This is a genomic window from Bradyrhizobium sp. ARR65 (assembly GCF_000472385.1).
GTDB lineage: Bacteria > Pseudomonadota > Alphaproteobacteria > Rhizobiales > Xanthobacteraceae > Bradyrhizobium.
In genome coordinates this window covers 1-19,033 of the sequence record NZ_AWZU01000082.1, presented here as the reverse complement: position 1 = coordinate 19,033, position 19,033 = coordinate 1, and the positions used below count along the sequence as shown (strand labels likewise).

The 19,033-nt window shown below is 63.4% G+C and carries 13 protein-coding genes; 11 read left to right on the top strand and 2 right to left on the bottom strand.

Annotated elements, in window-relative coordinates:
- The 6 genes from F758_RS0140860 to F758_RS0140835 all read left to right on the top strand — a co-directional run bounded on the left by F758_RS0140860 (position 1) and on the right by F758_RS0140835 (position 6,207).
- Positions 1 to 558, top strand: a complete 558-nt coding sequence (locus F758_RS0140860; protein WP_084306115.1) for a ribonuclease H-like domain-containing protein — start codon at positions 1 to 3, stop codon at positions 556 to 558.
- 81 nt (positions 559 to 639) lie between these two features.
- On the top strand, positions 640 to 1,890 hold the full coding sequence (locus tag F758_RS0140855; RefSeq protein ID WP_035724999.1) for an IS66 family transposase: 1,251 nt from the start codon (positions 640 to 642) through the stop codon (positions 1,888 to 1,890).
- A gap of 116 nt (positions 1,891 to 2,006) precedes the next feature.
- Positions 2,007 to 2,453 carry a MerR family transcriptional regulator gene (locus F758_RS0140850; protein WP_024513206.1) on the top strand — a complete coding sequence of 149 codons (447 nt, stop codon included), beginning with the start codon at positions 2,007 to 2,009 and terminating at the stop codon, positions 2,451 to 2,453.
- On the top strand, positions 2,443 to 2,928 hold the full coding sequence (locus tag F758_RS45915; protein WP_157450455.1) for a PIN domain-containing protein: 486 nt from the start codon (positions 2,443 to 2,445) through the stop codon (positions 2,926 to 2,928). Before F758_RS0140850 ends, F758_RS45915 begins: the two co-directional genes overlap by 11 nt.
- Positions 2,929 to 3,670: 742 nt before the next feature.
- Positions 3,671 to 4,792 (top strand): baeRF11 domain-containing protein, encoded by a 1,122-nt coding sequence (locus F758_RS0140840; RefSeq protein ID WP_024513205.1) that lies wholly within the window; start codon positions 3,671 to 3,673, stop codon positions 4,790 to 4,792.
- Positions 4,793 to 4,878: 86 nt separating this feature from the next.
- A complete protein-coding gene (locus tag F758_RS0140835) occupies positions 4,879 to 6,207 on the top strand; it encodes a GGDEF domain-containing phosphodiesterase (protein ID WP_024513204.1) in 1,329 nt (442 codons plus the stop codon).
- Between the two features lie 2 nt (positions 6,208 to 6,209).
- On the opposite strand, the gene F758_RS0140830 is transcribed toward F758_RS0140835, so the two are convergent.
- Positions 6,210 to 7,490, bottom strand: coding sequence for a sensor domain-containing diguanylate cyclase (locus F758_RS0140830; protein ID WP_024513203.1), 1,281 nt, complete (start codon positions 7,488 to 7,490; stop codon positions 6,210 to 6,212).
- Between the two features lie 221 nt (positions 7,491 to 7,711).
- Between F758_RS0140830 and F758_RS0140825 the strand changes: the two genes are divergently transcribed.
- A complete protein-coding gene (locus F758_RS0140825; protein WP_198026702.1) occupies positions 7,712 to 11,551 on the top strand; it encodes an ABC transporter transmembrane domain-containing protein in 3,840 nt (1,279 codons plus the stop codon).
- A 15-nt stretch (positions 11,552 to 11,566) separates the two neighbouring features.
- On the opposite strand, the gene F758_RS0140820 is transcribed toward F758_RS0140825, so the two are convergent.
- The gene (locus F758_RS0140820) at positions 11,567 to 12,652 is read right to left on the bottom strand and encodes an amino acid ABC transporter substrate-binding protein (RefSeq protein WP_051387196.1); all 1,086 of its coding nucleotides are present in this window, start codon (positions 12,650 to 12,652) and stop codon (positions 11,567 to 11,569) included.
- 347 nt (positions 12,653 to 12,999) lie between these two features.
- On the opposite strand from F758_RS0140820, the gene F758_RS0140815 reads away from it, so the two are divergent.
- The 4 genes from F758_RS0140815 to F758_RS0140800 form a co-directional block, all read left to right on the top strand.
- On the top strand, positions 13,000 to 14,652 hold the full coding sequence (locus F758_RS0140815) for an ABC transporter transmembrane domain-containing protein (protein ID WP_157450453.1): 1,653 nt from the start codon (positions 13,000 to 13,002) through the stop codon (positions 14,650 to 14,652).
- A complete protein-coding gene (locus F758_RS0140810) occupies positions 14,649 to 16,859 on the top strand; it encodes an ATP-binding cassette domain-containing protein (protein WP_024513199.1) in 2,211 nt (736 codons plus the stop codon). The genes F758_RS0140815 and F758_RS0140810 overlap by 4 nt, the downstream gene beginning before the upstream one ends.
- A 9-nt stretch (positions 16,860 to 16,868) precedes the next feature.
- A complete protein-coding gene (locus F758_RS0140805; protein ID WP_024513198.1) occupies positions 16,869 to 18,227 on the top strand; it encodes an HlyD family type I secretion periplasmic adaptor subunit in 1,359 nt (452 codons plus the stop codon).
- An 11-nt stretch (positions 18,228 to 18,238) separates the two neighbouring features.
- A partial coding sequence (locus F758_RS0140800; protein ID WP_024513197.1) for a hypothetical protein occupies positions 18,239 to 19,033 on the top strand: 795 nt, incomplete at its 3' end.

The window sequence follows — 19,033 nt, the reverse complement described above, 5'->3', positions numbered from 1 at the left end:
ATATTCGCTCGATTTCTCGACATCGTTGCGCAGCATAGCGCGCCTCGCCTCTACTCCTACGGCAACTACGAGCGAGCCGTTATCGCGCGCATGCGACGAAAAGCTCGGCGTAAGAAGCCCATTGACGCCATTTTGGCTGCGCTGACGAATGTACTCACGATCATCTACCCGCATTTCTACTTTCCAGCCTACTCGAACGGCCTCAAGGAAACGGCAGGCTGCCTCGGCTACCGCTGGACTGAGCCAGACGCCTCCGGCATTGAGAGCGTCGTTTGGCGCAAGAACTGGGAAAAGANCGGCGACGCTTTATGGAAAGCCAAGCTGATCGAATACAATCTGGAAGACTGCGAAGCGCTGCGTAGACTCTTCGCGTTCTTGGCGGAAGCGCCGAACTGCAGTGCCAACGACCTACCGCAGGACGGCCTGCGCGTGGCATCCGTGGCGCAGCTCGACCAGCTGGCGCGCACAGTCACTTGGTCCAAATTCGCGCATGCCGACTTCGAATTCGTCAATAAGCGGGCCTATTTCGATTATCAGCAACGCCACGTGTTCGTGTGAACTAAACCGGCCCGGCGCAAGCGAGGCAACAATAAGGGGAGCCGACGCTGGCAAAATCGCGACTTGCGCGTTACGCACCGGATGGAAATCACAGCAACCCGCTGTCCCGTCTGCGGCAGCAAGCGGATCGCGCCACTCGACCCAAAGCAGCGGCCGAAAGACCTACAAAGGAGGCGCAAGCGCGCCATTGATCTCGTCATCACGCCGGGAGCGATCCGACGAAAGGTCGTAGAGTTCAGGACCGTTGCCTATCGTTGCGAGTCTTGCCAAAAGTGCTTCACGCCCGAGCGCTATGATCGACTAACGCGGTACTTTCATGGCCTGATGAGCTGGTTCGCGTACCAGCATATCACCCATAGGCTCGGGCTTAGGTCGCTGGCCGCGCTGTTCTATGAGACCTTTGGAGTCCGTGTGAATTTCTGGGAATTCACCGATTTCCGTCATCTGCTTGTCCACAAGTATCGCAAGACCTGCAAACTGCTCCTCGCGCAGCTCATTGCCGGACCGGTGCTTTACGTTGACGAGACCGAGATCAAGTTGAAGGACGGTAGCGGGTATGTCTGGGTGTTCGCCAGCCCATCCGCGACGATCTACATCTTCCGACGCTCGCGTGAAGGGGATTTCCTGCGGCAAATGCTCAAGGACTTTAAAGGCGTGCTGGTCTCGGATTTCTATTCCGCGTATGACGGACTTCCCTGTTTGCAGCAGCGTTGCCTCATCCACCTGATACGCGACATGAACCGGGCGATTCTCGACAATCCGTTCGACCAGGAGCTTCAATCCATTACTACGCCATTCGGCGCCCTCTTGCGGTCAATCGTGACGACCATTGACGAGCATGGTCTCAAGCAGCGCTATCTGCGAATCCACGCCAAGACGGCCGAAGCATTCTTCGATGCACTGGCCGAGCGGTTCCACGAATCCGAGGCCTCCAAAGCCTTACGAGAACGACTACTCCGAAATCGCCAACGCCTCTTCACATTCCTGCAGCACGATGGCGTGTCGTGGAACAACAATCTGGCCGAGAATGCCATCAAGCGCATCAGCGATTATAGGGAGGATGTGCGACGAAGTGCCAAAGAAGCCGGCCTTGCCGAGTATCTGGTATTGCTGAGCCTTTATCAAACCTGCCGCGTCAGAGAGATAAGTTTTCTGAAATTCCTCCTGTCGCAGAAACGCGATGTGGATGCCTTCGTAGCGAGCAAGCGTCATCGGCGACGTTTGCAGCACGTCGAGGTCTATCCAAAGGGCTATTTGCCTCCTTCGATCATTTCAGTTCGCCGGGGGAAAGCAATTCGGGCCGGCGACACCGTGGCGGCGGAGAGCGAGTGAGTGCTTGGTCCGAAGTCCGCCGCAGCGATGTCGCCCCTCCCGTCGCCAACAATACCTTTCAGATATTGCAGTTAGGGGCCGCGAGCCTATATTGAGGTTTGGAAGAGGACCTCACCATGACCACCCATGTGCTGCAATTCGTCGAACTCTCCGATCAGGACCGCAAGGCGGCCAAGACCTTGGGCAAGCTCGGCAAGGGCGATCAAGTCGAGGTCAGGGTCCGCCGCAAATCGGGCGAGGACCAAGTCGTTAGGCTGCCGCCGGGAGCAGCCGCGCTGCTTGAGATTGCGCTCGGCCATCTCCTCCAGGGTGAGCGCGTCGCCGTCCTTGCCGAGGATCAGGAACTCAGTCCGAACGACGTGGCAGATATCTTGGGGATCTCCCGACCGCTGGTCGTGCACCGCATGGACGTTGGCGATCTGCCCTTCCGATATGTCGGCAAGCACCGCCGGACAAAGCTAAAGGACGTATTGACGCTGAAAACCAAGATGGACGCTCAGCGCAAGGCGCTGGAGGCGCTCGCCGAGGACGCCGAGGACCTCAGGCGACGCCATGGCGTTTGAGCCCTCGGTCGCGGTCTTGGACGCCTGCATTCTCTATCCTTTCCACCTCAGAAATATCATAGTCCAGGCTGCAGTAGATCGCCTTGTTGAGGCGCGCTGGACAGACGCGATCCACGACGAGTGGATCCGAAACTTGACGACCGATGCGCCCGCCATTCCGATAGAGCGTTTGCAGGTCACTCGGCAGTTGATGGATGATGCGCTCCCGATGGCGACAGTCGACGGCTACGAGGAGCACATTCCGGAGGTGACCCTGCCTGATCCGAATGATCGTCACGTCGTTGCGGCGGCAATCGCCGCCAAAGCCTCGCTCATTCTCACCTGGAATTTGCGGCACTTTCCAGAAAACGAGCTGAAGAGATTCGACCTTCGAAAGTTGACCCCGGATGCTTTTCTCTGCGGCCTGTTCGATACAGTCCCGGACTTGGTGATTGGTTCTCTCGCAAATGCTCGGCGGAATCTAAGTAAGACCTGAGTATCAGCGTCAGACTTCACCCGCATTCTAGAGGGTCAAAAACTGGTTCAACTTGCGAAACTGGTCGGAAAGCACGTTTGCGATCTGTAGTGCGAGGAGCGATCTTAGCCTCTGTTAGCTCAGCGCAGCGCAAGCACCGCACCAGTTTCGCACCAGAAACGGCCTGAACGAAACGCAACGAAAGCGATCGGAATCAAACAAAACCGCAGGAAAATCAACGAACGCGTCCGTTATCCCGCCGCTCATAACGGTCTGGTTGCAGGTTCGAGTCCTACCGGGCCCACCACGGAATCGATGACTTGTGCGGACACTTTGAGAACGACTCGATTTCCGTCTGAGAACGACTCGATCTCAGATCCAACCCATTGATTTGATTATTGTGGTGTATCGATTCTGCGCGAGTTCGCTTAGCAGGACGCTCCGTGAAGACGCCGGCCGCTAGGGCTGGCCTGCATTTTGCTCAGCAAAACACTATCTGCACGGTCGAGACCTCCTTCAGCGTCATCCGGCGTGGGGTCCGGACGCCGATCGACTCGACGCCCTACATCGTTGATTCACACCCCCTTGTTCTTTCTTTAGGACGCCGACGTCGGTCCAGACGGTGCCAGGCTGCAAGGATCGCGGGCGGTTCCGCATCAGCGCAAGGAGAGACGGCCGGTTCCGATGCCGCAATGCGAATTGAACAGCTAGGAGCGGCGCAAGCTGCTATGCTTCAGGCGTACAGGCGAGATGGAGCTTCATCATGCTCTACGTCGATATTCCGACCACCGCCGATCTGAAGTCGCTGATCGCCCGCCGCGACGACATCTGCATGTCGTTGTACTTGCGAACGTCGCCGGTGACGCAGGAAACCGCAGGCGATCGGATCGAACTGAAGAATCTGGCGAAGCAGGGAATCCATCAACTCGAAGAGGCGGGCCGCGATAAGCGCCGCGTTGCCGCCTTGGCCGAGCAAGTCGACGATCTCATCGACGACGACGAGTTCTGGCGATTCCAGGCGCGCAGCCTCGTGGTGCTGGCGACGCCCGACAACATCCGAACCTTTCGCCTTCCCAACGCGCTCGAACCCGCCGTCGAGGTGTCCGACCGCTTCTTCGTGAAACCTCTGCTGCGGGCAATCACGTTTCCGCACACCTGCTACGTGCTGGCGCTGTCGGAAGGAGCGGTCCGCGTCATCGAGGTGACCGCCGACCTGCCGCCTGCGCCCGTCAAGCTCGCCGACATGCCGAAGGATGCCGCCAGCGCGGTAGGGCGCTCGACCCTCAACGACCGCTCGCCGAGCGGTCGCATTCAGGGCGCCGAAGGTCAGAAGGTGAGGCTGCGCCAATTCGCACGACACGTGGACAGCGCACTTCGCGGACTGCTTGCAGGCGCCGATATCCCGCTGGTCCTTGCGGCGCTGCAGCCTCTTGGCTCGATCTATCGATCCGTAAACAGCTATGCCCATCTGGCGCTGACCGGGATCGACAGCAGTCCCGACGGGATGACCGACGCCGAACTTGCGGCAGGCGCCCGCTGCGTGCTCGATGGTCTTTATCGCGACGAGTTGGCCGACTTCGCCCGGCACTTCGAAGCTCGCGCCAACCAGGGACGCACGACTACCGACATCATCCATGCGGCCCGCGCCGCTACTTATGGGGCCGTCGACACGCTGCTGGTCGACATCGACGAGCACGTGCACGGAAGGGTGTCGGAGGTGGATGGCAGCGTGACGTTCGCCGACACGCCAAGTGCCACGAGCTACGACGTGGTCGACGAAATCGCCGGACGCGTCATCAACGCGGGTGGCCGCGTTCTCGGTGTCCGCAAGGCCGATATCCCGAGACACAAGCTGCTTGCCGCGGTCTTGCGCTATCCCATGTAGGTTGCGGCGGCCCGGACTCCGGGCGCTCTCGGGTTCTCGGCGGCCGCGGCGCGTGCGGTGAGCCGCTCGGCCGGAGGGAAACGCTGATGGCAGCGTCGATTCCGAGTGACGAATTCGATGGGCCGGCCACGCCGCCGGAGCGGTTACGATTTCTCGGAGACGTCGACGCCTGCATCAAGGGCGAGCCGCATGAGGCTGGCGAGCCGGCGGTCCTGGTGATCGATGCCGCAACGCCGGACCAATACGCAGATCTCTCGCGCGCGCTGGGCGAGCTAGCCGCCGCCTCCTTCGAGAAGGCGTGGGCCGAGCGGATCCGCGCCTTTCTCCCCGCGCGCACCAGCCTCTACCATCTTTCGGCCGCGCGGTTCGCCTGCATCCTGCCGGGCGGCGAGAGCCGGATCACGGAAATGCTCGATGAGCTAGGCGGAAAGGTGTGGCGGCCAGCGAAAAGCCGCGCCGTACCGGCCGCGACATCAATCGCGATCGGCGTCGCCTGTTACCCGCGCGATGGCGGCAATGCCGACGCGTTGCTGCGGGCCGCGGCCGAAGCGGCCCATGAGTCCTTGCACAGCGCGCGGCCCTGGTGCCGTTACAGCGCGGCCACCGCCAACGCATGGCGGCGATCGGCGTCCTTGTTGCGCGATATCGGCGCGGCGCTGGCTGGAGAGGATCAGCTACACCTGGTCTACCAGCCCATGACGGATCTCAAGAGCGGCCGCTGCGTCGGTGCCGAGGCACTGCTTCGCTGGAATCATCCGATCCTCGGCCCCGTCCCGCCGAGCGAGTTCGTGCCGCTGGTCGAAGGCACGGCGCTGGTGCACGCGATGACCGATTGGGTGCTCTCTGCTGCGCTCCGTCAGGTCGCAGATTGGCGAGCGGCCGGGCTCCATCTCAAGCTTGCGGTCAACGTCTCGATGTCTGACCTCGCGGACGAAGGTTTCCCGGCGCGGCTCGCCGCTCTGCTCGGCCGCTACGAGGTTCGGCCGGACCGGATCGACATCGAGGTCACCGAAAGCGCCGCGGCCCGCGACCCGGGCCGGGCCGGACGCCAGCTCGACGCGATCCGACGGCTGGGCATAGCCATCGTGATCGACGATTTCGGCACCGGCCAGGCCGCGCTCTCCTACCTCAAGCACATCCCGGCGACGCTGGTGAAGATCGACGAGATATTCTTCGCGCGGCTCGCCGTCGACAGGGGCGACCAGATCATGGTGCGCTCGACCATCGACCTCGTGCACGCGCTGGGATATCGCGTCGTGGCGGAAGGCATCGCCGATGCGGCAGCGCTGCAATGGCTGCGCGAGCATGATTGCGACATCGGCCAGGGCTACGCGATCTCGCCTCCGCTCGACGCACGGGATCTCGAGCGGTGGCTGCGATCACCGCCCGGACCCGGCAGGCTCGAGCTTGCCTGATCCTATGCCAGCTCGACGCGATTGCGGCCGTTTCCCTTGGCCCTGTAGAGAGCCTGGTCCGCGCGCTTCATGAGCGCCTCGAGGTCGCTTTCGCCGGGCGCGCGCGTTGCGACGCCGATGCTGACCGTAAAGGGAATGGCGCGGCCCGTGCGCCAGGCATGCGCGAAGTCCTGCCGTTCGAACGTCGCCCTCAGCTTCTCGGCGGCGGCCGCCGCCTGCTCCGCGTCCTTCTCCGGCAGCGCCGCCACGAATTCCTCGCCGCCCCACCGTGCGAACACATCGAGCTTGCTGCTCGCGGCCCTGCCCACCTCGGCGAGCACGCGCAGCACCTCGTCGCCGCAATCGTGGCCGTAGGTATCGTTGACCTTCTTGAACAGATCCACGTCGAGCATGAGCACGGAAAAATCCTCGTTCGACCTCATGATGTTTTCCGCGACATCGAGAAATTCCCGGCGATTTGGCAGACCTGTCAGCTCGTCGGTCACGGCCTGCTGTTGCAAGAGGTCCATCAGACGCACGCGATCGGCGATGTCCCGGATGATGGCGGTGAATTCGACGAGGCCGCCGACGTTGATCTTGGAAATGGCGATCTCCACGGGCAGCAGCGAACCGTCGCGGTGCACGCCGTAGATCCGGTTGCGCTCGTTCATCTGGCGCGAACGAACTGGAGATCGGGCAAACTGGTGGATGTAGCTGTCGTGCTTGCCCCGAAAGCCTTCCGGAATGAATCGCAGGATCGGCTGGCCGATCATCTCGGAGGATTCGTAGCCGAAGAGATCCTCGGCGGCGCGATTGAACAGGGTGATGTTGTGCTGCTGATCGATCGTAATGATCGCGTCATAGGCGGCATCGACCACGGCCCGGAAGCGCGACGTGCTGAGCTCGAGCTCATGCGTCAGCATCATTTTCGGCGTGATATCTAGCCCGGTGATGAGGATTTCGAGCACCGGCGCGCTTCCGCCCGAATGCCGGAACGGCTTCAGCGACAAGCGCCACCAATGCGTGCCTTCCTTCAGGTCATAGGCCTGCTCCAGCTCCTGCGCTGTCCCGGTCTCGAAGCATTCCAGCAGCTTCCTGCGGAGCTCGTGCCGCGCGTAGCTCGGCAGCAGGAGGTCGAATGCGACGGGAAAGCCCCGGATATTGCCGCGCCGCCCGCCGGACATGCCGAAGAAGGCGTCGTTGCAGGCGGTTACGACGAGCTCGCCCTCCTTGCGTCCGACGACCGCGACGCTTGCCGCGATTCCGTCGACGAACTCCTGGATGCGGTGCGACTCGTCGTCCATGTTACCGGCGCGAGAACCCTTGAGTGAACGTTGCTGAGAGCTCGTCGTCACTGCGCGCCGCGCCCGCAACAGCTGCAAACGCGCTAAGCAATGAGTTTGGCAACGAGTTCCATATGGAAAATTCTATCAAAAGGTGTATCGCCGTCAATCGAGCACTGGTGCGACGCTCAAGAGGAAGTATAGGATGTTAGGGGGCCGTGTGCGAGCACCGGGAACGTGCCGTGGCCAGGTTCGACCTAGAGAAACCTCCAGAAGTGTCGACGCTCGCGGTCGCGGCCTCGATCACAAGCCATCTGCTCGCGCTCGCCATCCCGCTGGCCCTGCTACAGACATATGACCGCATTCTGCCGAACCAGTCCTACAGCACGACCTTCGTGCTGGCTGTGGGCGTCACTGTGGCGATCGTTCTGGAGGCTTTGCTGCGATATGCCCGTTCGGTGCTGCTCGCCCATGTCGGTTCAGCCTTCGAATCCCGGCTGACGGTCCGCGTGCTCGATCACGTGCTGCGCGCCGACAGCAAAGCCTTTCATCAACTCAGCATCCCCGATCTGAGCTACGCGGTCCGCGGCGTCGGCGAGGTCCGCGAGTTCTGGTCCGGCAACGAGGCGGTGGCATTGCACGAGCTGCCGTTCGCGCTGATCTACATCGTCCTGATCGCCTACATCGGATCGCGGCTTGCCCTGATCCCGCTCGGATTTACGCTTCTGGCGCTGATCGCAGCTCTCATCGCCGCCCGCTCGACGGCAAGGGCGCTGCGCGACGTTGAAGGCGCGCAGCTGGAGCGTCGGAAGCTCGGATGGGGAATTTTCCTCGGCATCGTCGAGGCCAAGGCGATGGCCGCCGAGACTCTGCTGACGCGACGCTATCGCGACGCCGTCGCTCCGGTGATGCAGGCGATCGCGCGCGTGGAGAAACGGATGGGGGTGCTCACCGAGAACGGCTCCCTGCTCGCGCAACTGTCGACGATCGGCATCCTGACCGTCGGCGCCTTCATGGTCGTTGCGGGCGAGTTGACGACCGGCGGCCTCGCTGCCTGCACCCTGCTTGCCGGACGGTCGGTCGGCCCTGTCATGAGTGCGCTCCGCTATCTCAGCCGCCGCGGCCAGCGACTTGAGGCCGAAGGCAGGATCAACAAGGTCCTGTCGCTTCCGTTGGCCCCCGTGTGGGCGGGAGACGGCGCCGGTGAGATGCGCCCCTTTACGGGCGGCACCATCGTGCTGTCGGGTCAGGCCCTGCACCGACACGGCGGCTCGGTTTCGATTCCGCAGGGCACGTTCGTGCATCTCGACGTGCCGAACTCGCCGGTCGCGGCGATGACGTTTGGGACGGTGGCGCGGCTCGAGGATTCCCTGGGCCTGTCCATCACTTTCGATGGTCGGCCGAGCAGCGCCTATGATCCGGCCAGCTTCAGACGAGGCGTGACGATGGCGAGCTCACGCGGTGAGCCGATCCGCGGCACGCTGCTCGACAATCTCACGCTGTTCAGCCGACCCTACGAGGCCGCGGCGATGGAGCTCTCCGAGCGACTCGGGCTCAGCGCCTTCGTCGACGGCCTGCACCAGGGCTTCATGACGCCCATCGGCCCGGGCGATGCGAACATCGTGAGCCCCGGCATAGCGGCGCGCATCGGCCTCATCCGTGCCCTGGTGCGCCAGCCCTTCGTCCTCTGCCTCGACAATGCCGACGGCTCGCTTGATCTCAATGGGGTGAAACGTCTCGGCGACGTCCTGAAAGAGCTGAAGGGACGTACCACGGTGCTCATCGTATCGAGCTCTCCGGCCCTCCTGCAGCTCGCGGACATGAGAATTCGCGTCGATCGCCGCAAGGACGACGTCACGGTGGCCTCATCCGCTCCGACCATTACGGCGGATGTGCCAGCGGCGGCGCCAAAGAGCCTGCCGGCCCCACCCGAGCCAACAAACCCGCCGGCCTGGTCCGAAAAGGTCTGGCTGGAGCGCCTGGAGGCAGCAGTCGGCGCCGAAAGGCGCAGCGCCTCACCGATTGCTGCCGCGCTGCCGGCCATGCTCGTTGCGCTGGGCTGGGTCGGCACCGCACGGAGCGTCGCCGCGCTGCTGCCCCCTCCCGGCGTGCCGGTCACGCTCGCTCATCTCGAGCTTCTGTTGCCAGCGATCGGCTACCGCACGCGCCGCCTGGCCGCCGCGGGATCCCGATCGGACACCGCCCGGCTGCGCGCCGGCAGCCTGACGCAAACCCGCGCCGGCGATGTCGGGGTCTATCTCGGCCAGCCGGATGGCAAAGATCGCTGGCTCGTCAACGGCAGCAACCGCGGCCTTGTGCTCTCCGCCGGCGACACGATCCTCGCGGTTGAGCCTGACATCAACTTCCAGCCGGTCGACCAGGGTCGGCCAAACTGGTTCCGCCGGCTGTTCGAGCAGATGCGCAATCAGATCTTCGAGCTTTTCGCCATCAGCTCCGTGATCAACATATTGGCGCTCGCCGTGGCGCTCTACACGATGGCGGTCTACAGCCTCGTGATCCCGTCCGGTGCGCCCGCCACCGTCTGGGGCCTCGCCCTGGTCGCGGTGGTGGCGACGATCGGCGGATGGGGGCTGCGGATCGGACGTCAGTTTGCAAGTTCACGGTTGGGGGCTTGGGCGGGCACCGAAATCGGCACGGCGACCATTCGCAAGATGCTGGCGCTGCCCATCGAGATCACGACGCGGTTCGGCGTCCAGAACAACGTGGTCCGCATGCGCAGCTTCGAGAATGCGCGCGCATTCCTCAGCGGTGCCGGAGGCCTCCATCTGATGGACTATCCGTTCGTCGCGATCTTCCTGGTGGTGATCGGGCTCATGGGCGGATGGCTGATCTTCGTGCCGGTCATTGCGCTCTTTGTCTTCGCGGCGCTGGCCTGGCCGACCTCCGATTACGTGGGCAGCAAGTCGACTGCCGCCGGCATCGCCTCGGGCCGTCTCGAGGAGCACGCGGTATCGGCCTTTCTTAGCGTCGACTCCTTCTATCGCGCCGGCGCTGACAGCCAGTGGCTTGGCCACTTCTCCGATCTTGCGCGCGATGCGGCGCTGCGCAACCGCGATTATTGGATCGCCGTCGCGCGTGCGCAGGCGATCGGCCAGGCGCTTGGCATGCTGACCGTGCTCGCGACATTGTGCACCGGCATCGTGCTCGTGCTTGGCGGCATGATGGAGGCTGGTGGGCTGGTCGCGGCCATCATGTTGATCTGGCGCATCACCACGCCCGCGCAGCAGGCGTTCGATTCCGTGGTTCGCCTGCGCCAGGTTCGCAGCGCCGTGCAGCAGGTCGACCAATTGATGGCGACGCCGGCCGAACCCACGGGCTCCGAGCTCACCAGCCCGGTCGGTCTCGCCAATGTCGGGCTGAGGGCCGAGCGGATTTATTATCGTCCCGACGCCAACTGCGAAGCGGCGCTGAACGGCGTGACCTTCAGCGCAGCGGCAGGACAGCGGATCGCCATCGCCGGCCCGAGCGCCGGCGGGAAGACCATGTTGCTCGAATGCCTGGCCGGTCTGCGGCGGCAACAGTCGGGGCGCGTCCTGCTCGGCGGCCGCGACATCAGGCAGTTCGATACGACCGAATACCGCGCCTGGATGGGCTACGTGCCGCAGGTCGTGCCGGCGCTACCGCTGACGGTCCGCGATTATCTGCGCCTGCGCGCGCCGACGCTGCGGGACGACGAGGCCTTCGCTGCCTTCGCCCGCTTGATCGGTCCCGACTGGCGCGAGCTTTCCGCGTTCGGCCGCAGCGCCGACGAGGTGCTGGACCGGAAGTTCAACTCGTTCTCCCAGGACATTGCCGAACTGCAATTCCGTCACATCATCGCGTTCGTCGCGGCGACGCTCAACCGGCCGGCGGTCCTGCTGCTCGACGGCGATGGCGTGGCTGGCTCTCCGGAGTGGGAGCCGCGCATTCTTCGCTATCTCGATTCAATTCACGGCTCGACGACGGTGGTGTGGGCGCCGCACCTGGCGGCGCATATCCAGAGCTGCGACCAGATCATCGTCCTTGACCGCGGAAATGTGCTGCGTGTCGCCCAGACCGCGCAGCTGGCGGCTGCGCAGTGATGCGGAAGGACCACGTCAACGCATCGGAGGTGCGTATTGCAGGCCGCCGTTGATCCACAACCGATTGCTCCCGCGCGGGATGGCGAGCTTGGAGCCCGTGCCCAGATTGCGTTCGAAGACTTCGCCATAATTGCCGACGTGGCGAATGATGCGCGCGGCCCAATCGTTGGATAGTCCGAGCACCTCGCCCAGCGCCGCATAGCTGCCGAGCAGACGCTTCATCTCGGCCCTGTCCGACTCCATCGCCTCGGACAGATTCTTCTGGGTCACGCCGAGCTCTTCCGCGTTTACCATTGCGAAGTGCGTCCATTTCACCAGGTTCAGCCACTGGTCGTCTCCGGCATGCACCGCGGGACCCAGCGGTTCCTTCGAGATCACGTCCGGGAGCACGATATGGTCGTCCGGCGCCTTCAGCCGCAGCCGCGTGGAATGAAGTTGCGCAAGGTCGCCGCTGAGGACGTCGCAGCGGCCATCGTCATATGCCTGCATGGTTTCGTCGGCCGTCGGAAAAGCGCGCTCCTCATATTTGACGTTGTGGGCACGGAAATAGTCCTCGAGGTTGAGCTCGGTCGTGGTGTTGCCCTCGACGCAGACCTTGGCTCCGCCGAGCTCCGAGGCCGAAGACGCGCCCCGGCTTTTGCGGACTATGAAACCCTGACCGTCATAATAGGTGATCGCGGCGAACTGCATTCCCAGTCCCGCTTCGCGCGTCAGCGTCCAGGTGGTGTTGCGTGCCAGGACGTCGATACTGCCTGAGGCCAGTGCGACGAACCGCTTCTCCGCGGAGAGCGGCGTAAACGTCACTTTTGATGGATCATCGAAGATTGCGGCCGCGAGAGCCCGGCAAAAATCGACGTCGAAGCCCGACCACTGTCCTGTGTCGTCCTTCGCGGACAATCCGGGCAAGCCCTCGCTGACGCCGCAGCGCACCTCGCCGCGCTCCTTGACGGCCTTGAGAGTTCCCGGCGCCCTGTCTTGCGGCGTCTGGGCTCCCTGTGCCCCGGGCGACGATGGAGTCGCGAGCAAAACACAGGCGGCCACTATCACCGGCAGGAGAGTTCCGGCGCCGACAAGAACTTTCAACGTAACCGCCGTCCTCATGACACTCTCCTCACTTGCTAGGGCTTACGTTTGGCTGACTTCCCATTTCGACGGCATCGCCCGCCTGTCTCTCCAGGATGGTTCCGCTTCCCATGGCGAGAGCAGGGTTGTTCCTGTCGGAATGGAACGAATTGGTTCCAATCATCAGTATGCTGGACGATATCGGCACGACGATCAAATTTGCGCGACGCGTACGAGACGGCGAGCATGCAAACCGGCGCTGCAGACGCGCAGGCAGCGCTGGGCTTTTTTTCACTACAAGATTTTTCACTTCAGTTGTATCTTAAACCCTGTACTCGCGAAGGTGTAGGCCAAAAAATCCGAGAAGGGCTACAACCCGAGGTGCCGTGACGTTGAGGCAGCCCTCGTCCTCGAAGTTCGAGGAGGCGCCGACAGTGCTCGACCAAGTGGCAGAAGCCAAGCCAATGAGTGTGACCGTGCTGACCACGGCCGCCTCCATTTGTGCGCATCTTCTTGCCCTTGCCCTCCCTCTCGCGCTGTTGCAGACCTACGATCGCATCCTTCCGAACGCGGCCTATTCCACGACGTTCGTTCTGGCAGTTGGCGTGTCGATCGCGATCGTGCTGGAAGCGCTGTTGCGCTACGGGCGTTCCGCGCTGTTTGCCTACATCGGAGAGGCCTTTGAGACTCGCATGACGCTGCTTGAGCTCGATCATCTCATGCGCGTCAGCGGCAAGGCCGTTCATCAGCACGGCGTACCGGCTCTCTCGGATGCCATCCGCGCGGTCGCCCAGGTGCGCGACTTCTGGTCCGGCAGTGCCGCCGCGGCGCTGCACGAGCTGCCCTTCCTCGCGATCTATATCGCGTTGATCGCCTATATCGCGACATGGCTCGCCCTGGTTCCGATCGTTCTCACGATCGTTGCGCTGATCGCGGCACTTCTTGTCACCCGTGCGTCAACGAGCACGATGCGCGAACTTGAGGCGGCGGAAGCGGATCGGCGAAGCCTCGCCTGGGGTATTTTTGCAGGCCTCGTCGAGGTGAAGGCGATGGCGGCCGAGCCGGTGCTCACTTCCCGGTATCGCGACGCAGTCGCGCGGGTGATGACGGCGGATACGCGCATGGAAAATCAGCTGGCGTTGATTCGTGAGAACGGCGCCTTGCTGGCGCAGCTTGCGACCATCGCCGTGGTGACCCTCGGTGCTTTCATGGTCGTAGCCGGCAATCTGACGACGGGTGGATTGGCGGCTTGCACGCTGCTGGCAGGGCGCTCCATCGGCCCCGCGATGGGCGCTTTCGTGTACCTCAACCGCCGCGGCTTCCGGCGGGAGGCCGAGCGCAAGATCGAGGATGTATTGTCGCTTCCGGAGGCCCCTCTCTGGAAACTCGGCGCCGGGCGAATATTCCACGGCGGTGAAGTCGGATTATCGGGGGCCGCGCTGCGGGACGGACCGGTCGCGATTCCACCGGGCAACGTTGTTCACGTTGACGCCATCGATTCACTCGCGGCCACCGCACTGCTTGAATCCGTGGCGCGGCTGGATGACTCGATCGGCGTCCAAGTCACCTATGATGGGATGCCGGGGGGCGCGTTCGAGACCCGCAGCCTCAGGGACGGCATCACCATGGTGAGCGCCCGCACGGAAATGATCAACGGTACGCTGCTCGACAACATGACGCTGTTCAGCCCGCAATTTACCTCCGATGCGATCCGGCTCATGCAGCGCCTGGGGCTCAACACCTTCATCGATGGCCTCAGCCGAGGGATCATGACGATGGTGGGGCCCGCCGGAGCGGAGATCGTAAGCCCCGGCATCGCCGTGCGCATCGGCCTGATCCGTGCGCTGGTGAGACGCCCCGCCATTCTTTGCCTTGATGAGGTCGGCGGCGCGCTCGATCTCGACGGCACGCGCCGGCTTCTCGAGATCCTCAAGGAGATCAAGGGGCAGACCACGATCTTTCTGGTGTCGCAAGATCCCACTCTCTTGCAGATCGTCGATCAGACGATCCGTCTGCGCGGAGGCGGAACGCCGACATGAACGAGATCCTGCCGCCAGTCGCAAACCCTCAGCCAGCGCCGCCGCAGCGTCACGGGAGCTGGAGCGAGGCGGCCTGGCTGGAGCGGCTCGAGGCTGCCGTCGGTTCAGAGCGCCGGGCCAATTCGCCGGTCGCTGCTGCCCTGCCGTCGCTGCTGGTCGCGTTGGGCTGGCCGGGGACCGTGCGAAGCCTGGCCGCATTGTTGCCGCCGCCCAACGTACCCCTGTCGATGCAAGGACTCGAACGGCTTTTGTCCGATTTGGGATTTAGGGTTCGCCGCATTTCGGCGCGCGGAAACGAGTCCGACACGACGCACCTGCGCGCGGGCAGCCTCGTCCAGCATTCCGGCGCTGTCGCCATCTATCTCGGACGGCCAGGCGGAAAGGATAGCTGGCTGGTCGGAGGCCGCGTGCAGGATACATTCGCACCCGTGAAGGGCGACGTCATCGCTGCGATCGAGCCTGACCTCGACTTTCATGCCGCCGATGAAGTCAGGCCAAACTGGTTCCGCAGCCTGTTCGAGCAGATGCGTGACGAATTGTTCGCGCTCTTTGCGATGAGCACCTTAATCAACATGGTTGCTCTGACGGTGTCGCTTTATGTGATGGCGGTCTACAGCATTGTGATCCCGTCGGGCGCGGCCGGTTCGGTCTGGTGGATCGCACTATTTGCCGTGGTCGCCATTGTAGGAGGATGGGCGCTCAGGATCGGACGTCAGGTGATGATGTCGCGCATGAGCCGCTGGATCGGGACCCGCATCGGTGAAGCGGCCATGCGCAAGATGCTCGGTTTCCCGCTCGATATGTCGCCGAGATTTGGTGTCCAGAACAACGTCATCCGCATGCGCAGCTTCGAAAGCGCGCGGCAATTCCTGAGCGGCCTGGGTGGCACCTACCTGATCGACTATCCGTTTGCGGTGATCTTCCTGCTCGCCATCGCGCTGATGGGGGAATGGCTGGTCTTCGTGCCGCTGGTCGCGTTGATGATTTACGCGCTGCTTGCACTGCCGACCGCCGACTATGTCTCCAGCAAATCCACCGCCGCGGGCGTGGCGTCCAACCGGCTCGAGGAAATGGTTGGCGCCACCTTTATCGGCATCAACGCTTTTCGCCATGCAGGCTCGGGCAGCCAGTGGCACAACCAGCTTGCCGATGCGGCCCGCGAGGCCGCCGCGCGCAACCGCGACTATGCGATCGCGGTGGCTCGCGCCCAGGTCATCGGACAGGCGCTCACCGAGTTCACCGTGCTCGCGACCATGTGCGTCGGCATCGTGCTGGTGCTCGAAGGGCTGATGAACGCGGGCGGGCTGGTGGCATCGATGATGCTGATCTGGCGAATTACAACGCCGGCGCAACAGGCCTTCGGGTCATTGGTGCGGCTGCGCGCGGTCCGCAGTTCGGTCGCGCAGCTCGATCAACTGATGATGACCCCGGCTGAGCACCCGGGCGCGGACATCGCCAGTCCGCGCGGCATCACCCGTGCCGCGCTGACCGTCGAGCGTCTCTACTACCGGCCGGACGCCGACCAGGAGGCGGCTCTCAACGGTGTCTCCTTCACGCTGCCGGCGGGCGGGCGCATCGCCGTGGTTGGCCCGAACGCCAGCGGCAAGACCGCGCTGTTGGAGTGCCTGGCCGGTTTGCGCCGGCCACAATCCGGGCGCGTACTGGTGAATGGCCGCGATATCCGCCAGTTCGATGTCACCGAGTATCGAGCATGGATCGGCTACGTGCCGCAGGTGGTCCCGGCGTTGCCGATGTCGGTTCGTGACTATTTGCGTCTGCGTGCACCTGCACTGACGGACCGGGAGGCCCTCGATGCCTTCCGACAGGTTCTCGGTCACGACTGGGCGGATATTCCGGTTTTTGCGTCCATCGCCGCCACCGTGCTTGATCGCCGGCTCAATCCTTTCAACGAGCACCACGCCGAGCTGAAGTTCCGCTACATGGTCGCCTTCGTTGCGGCGACGCTCGGCGACCCCGCGATCCTGTTGCTGGATGGCACCGGCGTGGGCGCAGACCCGCTGTGGGACAAAAGGATCGAGAGGTATCTCGACTCGATCCGCGGGCGCACTACGGTGATCTGGTCCCCTTATTCCACGGCCCAGATTCAGAGCAGCGATCAGATGGTGGTCATCGAGCGCGGCACGGTGCTGCGCGCGGGTCCGGTGACGCAAGCTGCAGCCAGGCAACAGCTGGCCAAGGTCGGATAGGAGGATCGCGTGGACGCGCAAAGTCGCAAAGACCAAACCGGCAAAGACATCGTCCTCTCGGTCGCTCAAGAGCAGCGGCCGCCGGCGCAGATTGGAGGAGATATCCAATATTCGCAGGTCACGCGCGGCGTTCGCATGCTGCTGGTCGGCGTCGTGGCGCTGGTGGGCATCCTTATTGCGCTGGCCTTTATCATTCCGGTCGAGGAAGTCGCGCGGGCGCGGGGCGAGTTCGTGCCGCTGGAGCGTGTGCAGGTGATTCAGGCGCCGGAAGGCGGGGCGCTTGCCGCGGTGGCGGTGCACAACGACGATCGTGTGGCGAAGGGACAGTTGATCGCCAAGTTCCGTGCCGAGAATCTCTTGCGTGATCTCGCGCGTTCCGAGGTGCGCATGGCCTATCTGGCCGTCCAGATCGAACGGCTGGATGCGTTCGCCCTCAACCGTAAGCCTGACTTCAGTCGGTTTCAGGCCAGATATCCGGACATGGTGCAAGAGGCCGTGTCCTTGCACGATCAGCAACAGCGCGAGCTTTCGCGCAACCTTGAAGACAAGGACAAGCAGATCGAGGGGGAACAATCGGCGCTCGACGCGGCCAAACGCGAGGTACCCTCGGCTAGAACCAGCATGAATGCGACGCGGGAATTGCTGCAGCGAATGCAGCAGGGCGTCAACTTGGGCGTCATTCCCGCCAATCGACTTGCGCAGGCACAGGAGCAGGCGGCGGAGTCCGAGCGGACGCATACCCAGCTCGTGGCGGCAGTCGATCAGCATAATTCACGCATCAGGCAGCTCGAGGCCGAGCGCGACGCGATCATTGCAAAGGCCGCCGGCGACGCCCGGAACCAGCGATCCGAGCTCATGGTTCAACTGGAGGAGCTGAAGGCCACCCAGGCCGCCTATCAGAGCCGATCCACGGACATCGAGGTCAGGGCCCCGGTCGACGGAGTCGTGCAGAAGATTTCAGAGACACCGATCGGCACAGTGATCCCGCCGGGCGGGACCGTCTGCGAAATCGTGCCGGCGGGAGGGGTGCTGATCCAGGCGCGCGTGTCGCCGCGCGACATCGGATTTGTGCAGCTCGACCAGAAGGCGATCGTCAAGTCGGACGCGTTCGACTACAGCCGCTATGGATCGATCCCGGGGAAAGTTGTTCGCATTGCTCCGTCAAGCACTGTTGGTGGTCCGGGCCAGACTCCCTATTTCCAAGTCGAGATCGAGTTGGCCCGTCCCAATGTTGGAACGAACGAAGCGCACGTGGTTACCCCCGGTATGACGGGTGAAGCAACAATTCTCACCGGCCAGAAGACGATCTTTCAATATCTGCTGAAGCCCATCTACACCACGCTGGATACTGCGATGCACGAACGCTGAGGAGGTCTGCCATGACCAATTCCTCGAGAGATTTCGAAACTATAGATATCACGCCGCTGATCTCAGCCGAGGAACTCAAGAAAGCAATCGACAGGCCTATCGGACAGCCGGAGCCGGCGCGGGAGGAGCAGCCGATCGGCTGGATCTTTGGTCCTGATGACGATCTGCCGCCTCCAGAGGGCGGTACTGCAGACGGCGGCCAGGGCGCGGATGCCGATCCCTCGGGACCACTTTCCGGAAGGCTGCCGGAGACAGGTTATCAGGCCGGTGGTGCGGCGCCGGGAGGTGAACACGCCGCTCCTCTTCCTGTTGGCGGGAGTAGCGGTGGTGGATCCGATATCGGTGCCGATCAATCATCGCGCGCGCACACGGCCGAGCCGGTTCGCGCGGGCTCGGGCGGCCTGACAATTCCGGGCGGAATGGGACCACGATCCGGTTTGTCCCACGAATCCGAAGCCGGACCTGCAGCTGGGCACGTTGGCGGTGGCGGCGGCGGTCAACAACACACCTCTGCGGCGGGTAGCGACGGCCGGGACGAACACCTCACCGGCACGGTCGATCACGGTGCGAGCCAAGGCACCACTTCGGGCGGAGATGCCCGGACGGATCCGGGCATTACCTTCAGTGGTGGCGGCACGACCAATCAGCAGACCGCCAATGATCGTGACGGCACCGGCACCATTGATCAAGGGACCGGCCAGGGCACGATCTCCGGCGGCACCGGCCAGCAGGCCGGCACCACCACCGGCCAGGGCACGACCTCTTCCGGCGGCGACGGCAGCACCGGCCAGCAGGCCGGCACCGGC